Source organism: Klenkia terrae, from assembly GCF_037083865.1.
Taxonomy (GTDB): Bacteria; Actinomycetota; Actinomycetes; order Mycobacteriales; family Geodermatophilaceae; genus Klenkia; species Klenkia terrae.
In genome coordinates this window covers 126,060-137,612 of sequence record NZ_JBAPLV010000013.1, presented here as the reverse complement: position 1 = coordinate 137,612, position 11,553 = coordinate 126,060, and the positions used below count along the sequence as shown (strand labels likewise).

The 11,553-nt window shown below is 75.5% G+C and carries 12 protein-coding genes; all 12 read right to left on the bottom strand.

From position 1 onward, the window contains the following. Positions 1-51 precede the first annotated feature (51 nt). The 12 genes from tsaD to rplM are packed head-to-tail and all read right to left on the bottom strand — an operon-like array spanning position 52 to position 11,463. Positions 52-1,098 (bottom strand): tRNA (adenosine(37)-N6)-threonylcarbamoyltransferase complex transferase subunit TsaD, encoded by a 1,047-nt coding sequence (gene tsaD / locus UXQ13_RS13360; RefSeq protein WP_225232892.1) that lies wholly within the window; start codon positions 1,096-1,098, stop codon positions 52-54. Next, positions 1,091-1,528, bottom strand: coding sequence for a ribosomal protein S18-alanine N-acetyltransferase (gene rimI / locus UXQ13_RS13355; protein WP_225232893.1), 438 nt, complete (start codon positions 1,526-1,528; stop codon positions 1,091-1,093). The genes tsaD and rimI overlap by 8 nt, the downstream gene beginning before the upstream one ends. Beyond that, on the bottom strand, positions 1,525-2,127 hold the full coding sequence (gene tsaB / locus UXQ13_RS13350; protein WP_225232894.1) for a tRNA (adenosine(37)-N6)-threonylcarbamoyltransferase complex dimerization subunit type 1 TsaB: 603 nt from the start codon (positions 2,125-2,127) through the stop codon (positions 1,525-1,527). Before tsaB ends, rimI begins: the two co-directional genes overlap by 4 nt. A gap of 25 nt (positions 2,128-2,152) precedes the next feature. After that, positions 2,153-3,127 carry a tRNA (adenosine(37)-N6)-threonylcarbamoyltransferase complex ATPase subunit type 1 TsaE gene (gene tsaE / locus UXQ13_RS13345; RefSeq protein WP_225232895.1) on the bottom strand — a complete coding sequence of 325 codons (975 nt, stop codon included), beginning with the start codon at positions 3,125-3,127 and terminating at the stop codon, positions 2,153-2,155. After that, positions 3,124-4,311, bottom strand: a complete 1,188-nt coding sequence (locus tag UXQ13_RS13340) for an alpha/beta fold hydrolase (protein ID WP_336392434.1) — start codon at positions 4,309-4,311, stop codon at positions 3,124-3,126. The genes tsaE and UXQ13_RS13340 overlap by 4 nt, the downstream gene beginning before the upstream one ends. After that, on the bottom strand, positions 4,308-5,447 hold the full coding sequence (gene alr, locus UXQ13_RS13335) for an alanine racemase (protein ID WP_336392433.1): 1,140 nt from the start codon (positions 5,445-5,447) through the stop codon (positions 4,308-4,310). The genes UXQ13_RS13340 and alr overlap by 4 nt, the downstream gene beginning before the upstream one ends. A gap of 46 nt (positions 5,448-5,493) precedes the next feature. After that, entirely contained in the window at positions 5,494-6,924 is a 1,431-nt protein-coding gene (locus tag UXQ13_RS13330; RefSeq protein WP_336392432.1) for an NAD(P)H-hydrate dehydratase, read from the bottom strand. Continuing rightward, positions 6,921-7,301 (bottom strand): holo-ACP synthase, encoded by a 381-nt coding sequence (locus UXQ13_RS13325; RefSeq protein WP_336392431.1) that lies wholly within the window; start codon positions 7,299-7,301, stop codon positions 6,921-6,923. Before UXQ13_RS13325 ends, UXQ13_RS13330 begins: the two co-directional genes overlap by 4 nt. Positions 7,302-7,303: 2 nt before the next feature. Continuing rightward, positions 7,304-9,166, bottom strand: a complete 1,863-nt coding sequence (glmS, locus tag UXQ13_RS13320; protein ID WP_225232900.1) for a glutamine--fructose-6-phosphate transaminase (isomerizing) — start codon at positions 9,164-9,166, stop codon at positions 7,304-7,306. Positions 9,167-9,218: 52 nt separating this feature from the next. Then, positions 9,219-10,583 carry a phosphoglucosamine mutase gene (gene glmM / locus UXQ13_RS13315; protein ID WP_225232901.1) on the bottom strand — a complete coding sequence of 455 codons (1,365 nt, stop codon included), beginning with the start codon at positions 10,581-10,583 and terminating at the stop codon, positions 9,219-9,221. 11 nt (positions 10,584-10,594) lie between these two features. Further along, on the bottom strand, positions 10,595-11,023 hold the full coding sequence (rpsI, locus tag UXQ13_RS13310; protein WP_455428453.1) for a 30S ribosomal protein S9: 429 nt from the start codon (positions 11,021-11,023) through the stop codon (positions 10,595-10,597). Then, the gene (rplM, locus tag UXQ13_RS13305) at positions 11,020-11,463 is read right to left on the bottom strand and encodes a 50S ribosomal protein L13 (protein ID WP_225232902.1); all 444 of its coding nucleotides are present in this window, start codon (positions 11,461-11,463) and stop codon (positions 11,020-11,022) included. The genes rpsI and rplM overlap by 4 nt, the downstream gene beginning before the upstream one ends. Positions 11,464-11,553: the final 90 nt, after the last annotated feature.

Sequence of the window (11,553 nt, the reverse complement as noted above, 5' to 3'; positions counted from 1 at the left end):
TCACAAGATCACTGATCGCCTACGACCACTGATCCAATCGGACTTACTCATCTAGACCGAGACCGTGGTGATCGGCAGGGAGCTGTCCGCGCCCAGGTCCGGTGCGGACGGCGCCACCCCGGCCTCGACCAGGCGAGAGCCCAGGGCCGCCACCATCGCGCCGTTGTCGGTGCACAACCGGCGGCTGGGCACCCGCAGCACGATCCCCGCCGCGTCGCAGCGCTCCTGGGCGACGGTGCGCAGCCGGGAGTTGGCCGCCACCCCCCCGCCGATGACCAGGTGGTCCACCCCGTGGTCGCGGCAGGCCCGCACGGCCTTCGCGGTCAGGACGTCGACCACCGCCTCCTGGAAGCTCGCCGCCACGTCCGGCACCGACACCGTCGTCCCGGCCCGCTGCTGGGCCTCGACCCACCGGGCGACCGCCGTCTTCAGCCCGGAGAACGAGAAGTCGTAGAGCGCGTCCCGCGGGCCGGTGAGGCCGCGCGGGAAGGCGATGGCGCGGGGGTCGCCGGCCAGCGCCTCCCGGTCGATCGGCGGACCACCCGGGAAGGGCAGGTCCAGCACCCGGGCGACCTTGTCGAAGGCCTCGCCGGCGGCGTCGTCGATGGTCTGGCCCAGCGGCTGCACGTCCTGGGCCAGGTCGGGCACCAGCAGGATCGAGCTGTGCCCACCGCTGACCAGCATCGCGATGCTGGGCTCGGCCAACCGACCGTGCTCGAGCTCGTCGACGGCGACGTGCGCGGCCAGGTGGTTGACCCCGTACAGCGGGACGCCGAGGGCGAGTGCGTACGCCTTGGCCGCGGCGACCCCGACCAGCAGCGCACCGGTCAGCCCGGGCCCGCTGGTGACCGCCACCGCGTCCACGTCGCCCAGCCCGACCCCGGCGTCGGCCAGCGCCCGGTGCACGGTCGGCACCATGGCCTCCAGGTGCGCCCGGGAGGCGATCTCGGGGACGACGCCGCCGAACCGCTCGTGCTCGGCCATGGAGGTGGCGAGGGCGTCCGAGAGCAGGGTCCGCCCCCGCACCAGCCCGATCCCGGTCTCGTCGCAGCTGGTCTCGAAGCCGAGCACCAGCGCCTGGGTCCCCGCCTCAGCCACGCTTCATCACCAGTGCGTCCTCCCCGCTGAGCGGGTAGTAGTGCGGCCGCACCCCGATCGGCACGAAGCCGCGGCGGGCGTACAGGCCCTGGGTGGCCTCGTCGGTGGCCCGCACCTCGAGCAGGACGACGGGGCTGCGCCGGTCGGCCTCGGCCAGCAGCGCGTCCAGCAGGCGGCCGCCGATGCCCTCCCCCTGCCGGCTCCCGGTGACCCCGATCGTGGCCACGTGCGCCTCGTCGGGGTAGGCGATCAGCCCGGCGTACCCGACCACCTCGTCGCCGTCCACGGCCACGGTGTAGCTGCGGGTGTCGGTCATCGACAGCTCCTCCAGGTACATCGACCGGGTCCAGGTGTCGGGAGCGAAGAGCTCCTCCTCCAGCACCATCACCGCGGTCAGGTCGTCCCGGGTCATCGGCCGCAGCTCGATCACTGCGACACCGCCTTGCGGTTGATGTTGGGGACGGCGTCGGGCCGGCGCAGGTAGAGCGGGGTCAGCGGCGCGGGCGGGCCGGCGGGGACCGCGCGCAGCAGCCCGGCGGTGGAGACCTCGGTGGCGGTCACCGCGCGGCCCAGGCGCTCGGCGAAGCGCTCGTCGCCCACCACCGGCAGGTCGGGCAGCTCCAGCTCCTCGGGCCGGTCCACCGCGGGGTCCCCGAGGGGGACGTCGCCGTAGGCGCGCCAGTAGACCTCCTTGCGACGGGCGTCGGTCACCACGACCCGGGGGCCCTCGCCGACCGCGTCCAGGGAGCAGACGCCGTGCACGGGCACGCCGACCACGTCGCCCAGGGCGGCGGCGGTCACGATGCCCACCCGCAGCCCGGTGTAGGGACCGGGGCCCAGGCCGACAACCAGCCGGCCCACGTCGCGCAGCGCGACCCCGGCCCGGGCCAGCACCTCGGACACGGTCGGCGTCAGCAGCTCGGCGTGCCGGGTGCCCGAGGCCACCCCCGCCTCGGCCACCACCCGGTCGCCGTCGGCCACCCCGACCACGAGGGTCGGCGTCGCGGTGTCGATCGCCAGGGTGAGCACGACGAGCCAGGTTAGCCGGGCCGGCTCAGGGCAGCGTGGACTCGTCGACGTCGGGCAGCTCGCGCGGCCAGGACGCCGGGTCCTCCGCCAGGTCCAGCAGCTCCAGCAGACCGCCCGGGTAGACCGTCTCGCCGGTGGTGGCCAGCTCCTCCCGGGTCCACCACCGGTGGCCCACCAGCGTGCGCTGCTCGTCCTCGGTGTGCCCGGCGGTGGAGACCGCGAAGGCCGGCACCCGGACGACGTAGAACGTGTCGTGCTGGTCGACCACCACGTCGCTGAAGCCGTGCCGCGCCCGGCGCCGGGCCAGCGGACCGAGCACCGCGGCGCGGTCGACCTGCAGGCCGGTCTCCTCGGCCAGCTCCCGCACCGCGGCCGTGACGTCGTCCTCGCCGGGGTCGATGCCCCCGCCCGGGGTCATCCACCAGGTGACCACCGGGTCCAGGCCGGCGTCGCTGTCGTGGAACAGCAGCACCCGGTCGGCGTCGTCGAGCAGCAGCACCCGCACCGTGGCCCGCTGCCGGACCGGGCGCAGGTCGGCCAGCCGGGAGGTCCAGGACGGGCCGTGCGGCACCAGGGTCGCGGTCCGGACGTCGGCTCCGTCCTGCGCCCCGTCCCGCCCCCGGTCGAGCTCCACCACCAGGTGCTCGTCGGCCAGCTGCTCGACCATGCCGTGCCCCCACTCCACGACGGTGACCGACTCCTCGACGGTCGCGTCGAGGTCCAGGTCGTCGACGTCGGCCAGCGAGCCCAGCCGGTAGGCGTCCACGTGCACCAGCGGCAGCCGCCCGCCGCGGTGCACCCGGGCCAGCACGAAGGTCGGCGAGGTGACCGGCCCGGGCACCTCGAGACCCGCGCCGATGCCCTGGGTGAGCGCGGTCTTGCCGGCGCCCAGCGGACCGGCCAGCACGACCAGGTCCCCGGCGCGCAGCAGCCCGGCCAGCTCGACGCCGAACGCCCGGGTCTCCTCGACCGTGGCCAGCCGGCGGGTCACCGGGGTCATCGGGCCGCAGCCACCCGGCGCACCAGGTCGGTGATCGCCGCGGTCACCTCGTCGGGGTGCTCCAGCAGCACCAGGTGGCCGGAGTCCGGGACGACCCGGTAGCGGACGTCGCGCGCCCCGGCCGCGGTCAGCGCCGCGACGATCCGGTCGCTGTGCCCCTGCGGGATGAGCTTGTCGGCGTCGCCGGTGAGCACCAGCACCGGGATGGCCGCCAGCGGCTCCAGCGCCGCCGAGGCGTCCAGCCCGACGAGGGCCGGGTAGAACTCCGCGATGACCTCGACCGGGGTGCCGCCGATCATCGCGTCGACGTAGTCCACCAGCCGCGGGTCGACGTCGTCCCCGGCGAACGACAGCGCCTTGGTCGCCCAGCTGACGACGTCGGCGGCCGCGCGCCGGACGAACTCCGCCCAGCCGGGGCGGTGCCGCATCACGTACCCGGCGACCGGGAAGACCGCGGCGCGCAGCCGGGTGACCACCCCGGGCAGGCCCAGGTCCAGGTCGTCCAGGCCGCCGGCCGAGGTGGACACCAGCGCGACGCCGACCACCCGGGTGCCGAAGAGCTCGGGGCGACGGGCGGCCAGCTGCAGCAGCGTCATGCCGCCCATCGAGTGGCCGACCAGCACGACCGGACCGCGCGGCACCCGGGCGTCCAGCACCGACACCAGGTCGTCGGCGAGCTGGTCGATCGTCGAGCGGTCGGCGTCCCCGCGCGCGGAGGCGCCGTGGCCACGCTGGTCGTAGAGCACCAGGCGGGCCTGCAGGGCGTGGCCGTTGCCGGTGGCCAGCGAGCGGCCCAGGTCGCGGCGCTGGAACGTCCACGACGCCATGGACAGGGAGTAGCCGTGCACGAGGACGACGGTCAGCGGGGCGTCCTCGGGGCCGACCTCTTCCACGTGCAGCAGCACCCCGTCGGTGGCGTGCACGAGCTCGGTGCGGTCGGCGGCGCGGCTGCCGGTGCCCAACGGGTCGTCGGCGCGCTGCACCGCGGCCGGCCGGTCGGTGGGCTCCGGTGCCTCGAGCCCGGGCAGCGGCAGGTCACCGGGGACGGTGCCGACCCGCTGGGCGCGGACCCGGGACGACGCCGCCCGGGTCACCGCCACCCCGACGGCGGTGCCGGCCGCGGCCACACCCAGCACGCCGCCGAGGATGCCGACGGTCCGCGGCGTCGGGTGCGGGGCCTTCACGACAGCACCCCGGCCGTGCCGGTGTGACGGCGGGCGAACCGACCACCGACCCGGGTGACCAGCTCGTAGTGGATGGTGTCGACGGCGTCGGCCCAGTCCTGCGCCGTGGGCTCGCCGGCGTCCCCGGGACCCCACAGCACCACCTCGTCGCCGGGGGCGGCGACGTCGTCGCCGAGGTCGAGCACGAACTGGTCCATGCAGACCCGGCCGGCGATCGTGCGCCGGGCGCCGGCGGCCAGCACGGGGGCGCGGTTGCCGCCGGCGCGGGGCACGCCGTCGGCGTAGCCCACCGGGACCAGCGCCAGGTTGGTCTCGGCCGTCGTGTGGTGGGTGTGCCCGTAGGAGACCCCGGTGCCGGCCGGCACGCGCTTGGTCAGCGCGACCCGGGCGCGCACCGTCATGGCCGGGCGCAGGCCGTGGTCGGCGGGGTCGCCGCCGAGGGGGTCCAGGCCGTAGACGGCCACGCCGGGCCGGACCAGGTCGTACCAGGTGTCGGGCAGCGCCAGGGTGGCCGCGGAGTTCGCCAGGTGCCGGCGGGCGGCGGTCAGCCCGGCCGCGCGGGCCACCGCGGTGGCCTCCTCGAACACCGCGACCTGGGCGGCGATCGTGGGGTGCGTCGGCGCGTCGGCGTAGGCCAGGTGGCTCCACAGCCCGGTGACCTCGACGGCGCCGTCGTCCTGCGCCCGGGCCGCGGCCTCGACCAGCCCGGGCCAGTCCGCCGGGGTCGCGCCCTCGCGGGACAGGCCGGTGTCGACGAACAGGTGCACCCGGGCGGTGGTGCCGGTGGCCCGCGCCGCGGCGACAACCTCGGCCAGCGCCCACTCCGCGTTCACCGACAGCTCGACGTCGGCGCGCAGCGCGGCGGCGTAGTCCGCCCCCGGCACGTGCTGCCAGGACAGCACCGGCGCGGTGACCCCGGCGGCCCGCAGCGCGAGCGCCTCCTCCAGCACGGTGACCCCGAGCGCGTCGGCTCCCCCGGCCAGCGCGGCCCGGGCCGCCGGCACCAGGCCGTGGCCGTAGCCGTCGGCCTTCACCACCGCCATCAACGGTCGGCCGACGTGGGCGCGCAGGACGGCGGTGTTGGCCGCGATCGCGTCGAGGTCGACCACGATCTCGGCCCGCTCGTTCTCGGTCACGCCGCCCATCCTCCCAGCCCGCCCCCCGCCCCCGGCGGGGCGCGGCTCAGGCGCCGGTGCGGAGCAGGTGGACGGCGGCCGGGAGTTGGGCGACGACGTCGGAGGCGATCAGCGGCCCGGCCGCGGCGGCGAGCTGACCGGCCCGGCCGTGCAGGTGCGCCCCGGCCGCGGCGGCCTCCACCGCGGGCAGCCCGGTAGCCAGCAGCGCACCGACGACACCGCTGAGCACGTCGCCGGTGCCGGCGGTGGCCAGCCAGGGCGTGCCGGTGCCGTTGACGAACGTCGTCCCGTCGGCGTCCGCGACCACCGTGGCGTCGCCCTTGAGCAGGACGGTCACCCCGAGGTCGGCGGCCGCGGCCCGGGTCGCGCCGATCCGGTCGGCGCCCAGGTCCCAGCCGAAGCGGGTGAACTCCCGGTCGTGCGGGGTGAGCACGGTGGCCGCGGCCCGGCCGCGGACCAGCTCGGGTGACCGGGCCAGCAGGGTCAGGGCGTCGGCGTCCACCAGGACCGGGAGGTCGGTGGCCAGCACCTCGGCGAGCGCGGCCTGGGCCTCGTCGTCCGTCCCCGCCCCGGGACCGACCACCCAGGCCTGCACGCGGCCGGCGTCGGCGGGCCGGCCGTCGGTGACGATCGCCTCGGGCCAGGCAGCGCGCACTCCGTCCACGGCGCTGCCGGCGTAGCGGACCAGGCCCGGCCGGGTGCGCAGCGCGGCCCCGGTGCACAGCACAGCGGCCCCGGGGTAGGTGGCCGACCCCGCGTGGACGCCGACCACGCCCTGGGAGTACTTGTCGTCGCCCGAGCCGGGGTCGGGCAGCAGGTCGGCGACCTCGGCGTCGGTGAGCTGACGTGCCGACGGCGCGGGCAGGTCCAGGCCGAGGTCGACCAGGTGGACCCGGCCGGCGTACCCGCGTCCCCGGCCGACCACCAGGCCGGGCTTGACCGCGCCGAAGGTCACCGTGTGCTGCGCCGGGAAGGCCTCGCCGGCCACCGCGCCGGTGTCGGCGTCCACCCCGCTGGGCACGTCGACGGCCACCAGCAGGCCCGGCCCGGCGACCGCCCGGGACACCGCGTCGGCCGCGGCCGGGCGCAGCCCGCCCCGTCCGCTGATCCCGGTGATGCCGTCGAGCACGAGGTCGGCGCGGTCCAGGCCGGCCGCGGCGACGTCGCGCACCACCCGTCCGCCGGCCCGGCGCAGCCCGGCCAGACCGGCCGGGTGCGCCCGGTCGGGGTCCAGCAGCAGCGCGGTGACGGCGGCCCCGCGGCGGGCCAGGAACGACCCCGCCCACAGCGCGTCGCCGCCGTTGCCGCCCGCGCCGACCAGCAGGACCACCCGCAGCCCGGCCCCGCGACCGGCCAGGCGCAGGCAGACGGTCGCCAGGCCGGTGGCCGCCCGCTGCATGAGCGCGCCCTCGCGGGTGCGGGCCAGGACGGCGGCCTCGGCGGCCCGCACCTGGTCGGCGGTGTGCAGCCCGGTCACGACGGCACCTCGGGCAGGGACTCCGCGATCACCACGGCCGAGGCCATGCCCCCGTCGTGGCTGAGCGACACGTGCCACCCGGTGACGCCCAGCTGCGCGGCCCGCGCGGCGACGGTGCCGCGGACGGTCAGCAGCGGGCGGCCGCGGTCACCCACGACGACCTCGGCGTCGTGCCAGTGCAGGTCACCGGGGGCACCGAGGGCCTTGGCCAGCGCCTCCTTGGCGGCGAACCGCGCGGCGAGGGACTCCCCCGTGCGCGGTGCCCCCGAGGGCGTGACCTGCTCGGCCGCGGTGAACAGCCGGTCCCGCAGCCCGGGGGTGCGCACCAACGACTCGGCGAACCGCTCCACCGGGCAGACGTCGATGCCGACGCCCACGATCACTCGACGGTGACGGACTTGGCCAGGTTGCGGGGCATGTCGACGTCCAGACCCCGGGTGTCGGCGATCTCGCAGGCCAGGATCTGCAGCGGCACGGTGGTGACCACCGGTGCCAGCAGCGTCGGGGTCCGCGGCACCCGGATGACGTGGTCGGCGTAGGGCACCACCTCGTCGTCGCCCTCCTCGGCGATGACGATGGTGCGGGCCCCGCGGGCGCGCACCTCCTGGATGTTGGACACGACCTTGCCGTGCAGCGACTCCCGCCCCAGCGGTGACGGCGCGACCACGATCACCGGGGTGCCCTGCCCGACGAGGGCGATCGACCCGTGCTTGAGCTCGCCGGCCGCGAAGCCCTCGGCGTGGATGTAGGCCAGCTCCTTGAGCTTGAGCGCACCCTCCAGCGCGACCGGGTAGCCCACGTGCCGGCCCAGGAACAGGATCGTCGGCTCGTCGGCCAGAGAGCGGCCCAGCGCGCGGACGTCGTCCATGCCGGCGAGCACCTCGCGCACCTGGTCGGGCAGCTTGCGCAGCTCGGTGACCACCGCGGCGACCTCGTCCTCGTACTTCAGGCCGCGCACCTGGGCCAGGAACAGGCCCACCAGGTAGCAGGCCACGACCTGGGTCAGGAACCCCTTGGTCGAGGCCACGGCGACCTCGGGCCCGGCCCGGGTGTAGAGGACGGCGTCGGACTCGCGCGGGATGGTCGACCCGTTGGCGTTGCAGATGGCCAGCACGCGGGCCTGCTGCTCCTTGGCGTGCCGCAGCGCCATCAGGGTGTCCATCGTCTCGCCGGACTGGGAGATGACGACGACCAGCGTGGAGCGGTCCAGGACCGGGTCGCGGTAGCGGAACTCGCTGGCCAGCTCCACCTCGACCGGGATGCGCGTCCAGTGCTCGATGGCGTACTTCGCGATCAGCCCGGCGTGGTAGGCCGTCCCGCAGGCGATCACGAAGATCTTGGTGATGCCGCGCAGGTCCTCGTCGGAGATCCGGACCTCGTCGAGCACGATCTCCCCGCGCTCGCCGAGGCGGCCGAGCAGGGTGTCGGCGACGGCCTGCGGCTGCTCGTCGATCTCCTTGAGCATGAACCAGTCGTAGCCGGCCTTGCCGGCGGCCTCGGCGGCCCAGTCGACGGTGTAGGCCAGCGGCTCGACCCGGTTGCCGGCGAAGTCGGTGACGGTGACCCCGCGGGTGCGCTCGATCTCCACCACCTGGTCCTGGCCGAGCTCCAGGGCGTTGCGGGTGTGCCCGATGAAGGCCGCGACGTCCGAGCCGAGGAAGTACTCGCCGTCGCCGACCCCCACGACCAGCGGGGAGTTGCGGCGGGAGGCGACCAGCGCGTCGGGCTCGGCGACGTGCGTGGCGACCAGGGTGAAGGCGCCCTCCAGCCGGCGGGACACCACGCGCATCGCCTCGGCCAGCCGGCCCGGGCCCTCGGGGACCGTCGGGTAGACCGCGGCGAGCAGGTGCGCGACGACCTCGGTGTCGGTCTCGGAGCTGAACTCGACGCCGGTGGCCTCCACCTCGGCCCGCAGCGAGGCGAAGTTCTCGATGATCCCGTTGTGGATGACGGCCACCGAGCCGTCGGCCGACACGTGCGGGTGCGCGTTGCGGTCGGTCGGCCCGCCGTGGGTGGCCCACCGGGTGTGGCCGATGCCGATGGTGGAGGCCGGGAGCGCCTTCTCGGCGAGCTCCTTCTCCAGGTTGGCGACCTTGCCGGCCTTCTTCGCGGTGGCCAGCGCGCCGTCGGCGAGCAGCGCCACCCCGGCCGAGTCGTAGCCGCGGTACTCCAGCCGCCGCAGGCCCTCCAGGACCACGTCCAACGCGTTCTGAGGACCGACGTACCCCACGATGCCGCACATGGTGACCGACAGTACCGGGCCCCGACCGGCCCGCGGTCGGTGTCGGACCGGGTCAGCCGACGGCGGCGACGACCGCGGCGAGCTGGTGGGCGACCCGGTCGGCCTGCTCCTGGGTCGGTGCCTCGACCATCACCCGCACCAGCTGCTCGGTGCCCGAGGGGCGCAGCAGCACCCGCCCGGACTCGCCGAGCTCCTCCTCCACCGCGTTGACCGCGCGGGCGACGTCGTCGCTCTCGCTCACCGCGATGCGGTCGGCGACGGGCACGTTGACCAGCACCTGCGGCAACTTCTGGACGACGCCGGCCAGCTCGGCCAGCGAGGCGCCGGTGCCCTTCATCCGGGCCATGAGCGACAACCCGGTGAGCAGGCCGTCGCCGGTGGTCGCGTGGTCGAGGAACACCAGGTGGCCGCTCTGCTCGCCGCCCAGGGACAACCCGCGCGAGCGCAGCGCCTCGAGCACGTACCGGTCCCCGACGGCGGTGGTGGCCACCGCGATGCCCGCGTCGCGCATGGTGTGGTGGAACCCGAGGTTGCTCATCACGGTGGCGACCACGGTGTTGCCGGTCAGCATGCCGGCCTCGTGCAGGCCCAGCGCGCAGACGGCCAGGATGCCGTCGCCGTCGACCAGCTCGCCGTCCGCGGTGACCGCCAGGCAGCGGTCGGCGTCGCCGTCGTGGGCCAGGCCCAGGTCGGCGCCGAACTCGCGCACCGCGGCGCGCACCGGGTCCAGGTGGGTGGAGCCGACGCCGTCGTTGATGTTCCAGCCGTCGGGGTCGGCACCGATGACGTGCACGGTCGCGCCGGCCCGCCGGTAGACCTCCGGGGCCAGCTGGCTGGCCGCGCCGTGCGCGCAGTCCACGACCACCGTCAGGCCGGCCAGCGAGCCCGGGACGGCGGCGAGCAGGTGCTCGGCGTACCGGCTCGCGGCATCGGGGACGTCGCGCACCCGGCCGATGTCGGCACCGGTCGGCCGGTGCCCGGCGTCCCCGCGGCGGCGGTCCTGGCCGGGCCCGAGGGTGACACCGCGCTCGACGGCGGCCTCGACCGCGTCGGGCAGCTTGTGGCCCCCGCGGGAGAAGAGCTTGATGCCGTTGTCGGGCATCGGGTTGTGGCTGGCCGACAGCATGACGCCGAGGTCGGCGTCCAGGGCTGCGGTGAGGTGGGCGACGGCCGGGGTGGGGAGCACCCCGACCCGGAGCACCTCGGCTCCGGCGCTCGTCAGGCCGGCGACGACCGCCGCCTCGAGCATCTCCCCGCTCGCGCGGGGGTCGCGGCCGACGACCGCGACGGGACGCGAGGTCCCGTCGCGGTCGGCGAGCACGCTGGCAGCCGCTCGGGCCACCGCCAAGGCCAGCTCGGGCGTGAGGTCGGCGTTGGCCAGACCCCGCACACCGTCCGTGCCGAAGAGGCGACCCACGGCCGACCCGGTCAGCGCTTGGAGTACTGGGGCGCCTTGCGGGCCTTCTTCAGGCCGTACTTCTTGCGCTCGGTGGCGCGCGGGTCACGGGTCAGGAAGCCGGCCTTCTTCAGGGCCGGGCGGTCCTCGATCTCGACCTCGATCAGCGCACGCGCGATCGCCAGGCGCAGCGCGCCGGCCTGGCCGGAGACGCCACCGCCCTTGAGCAGCGCGACGACGTCGTAGGTCTCGCCCTTCTCCAGGATGACCAGGGGCTCACGGATGAGCTGCTGGTGCACCTTGTTGGGGAAGTACTCCTCCATGGTGCGGCCGTTGAGCTTGAACTGGCCGGTGCCGGGGAGCAGGCGCACCCGGACGATGGCCTCCTTGCGGCGGCCCACGGTCTGGATCGGGCGGCCGTCGGCGTCGGTGACGTTCTGCGCCGTCAGGGGGGTGCTCACTGGGACACCTGCTTGATCTCGTAGGTCTGGGGAAGCTGGGCGGCGTGCGGGTGCTCGGGCCCGGCGTACACCTTGAGCTTGGAGAGCATCTGCCGGCCCAGCGAGTTGTGCGGCAGCATCCCCTTGACGGCGCGCTCGACCACGCGGTCGGGACGGGTCTTGATCTCGTCGCCGACGTTGATCGCGCGCAGACCGCCCGGGTAGCCGGAGTGGCGGTAGGCGACCTTGGCGTCGCGCTTGGAGCCGGTCAGGGCCACCTTGCCCGCGTTGATGACGACGACGAAGTCGCCGGCGTCCACGTGCGGGGCGAACTGCGGCTTGTGCTTGCCGCGCAGGAGCTGCGCGGTCTGGCTGGCCAGTCGACCGAGCACCACGTCGGTGGCGTCGATGACGTGCCAGGCCCGGGTGATGTCACCGGGCTTGGGGGTGTACGTGCGCACGGGGGCCCACTTCCTCGTCGTCGGGTTGGCTGGTGGGTTCGCCTCACCGAGCACGGGAGACGGATCGACGGCGCGCGAGCACCAGCCGGC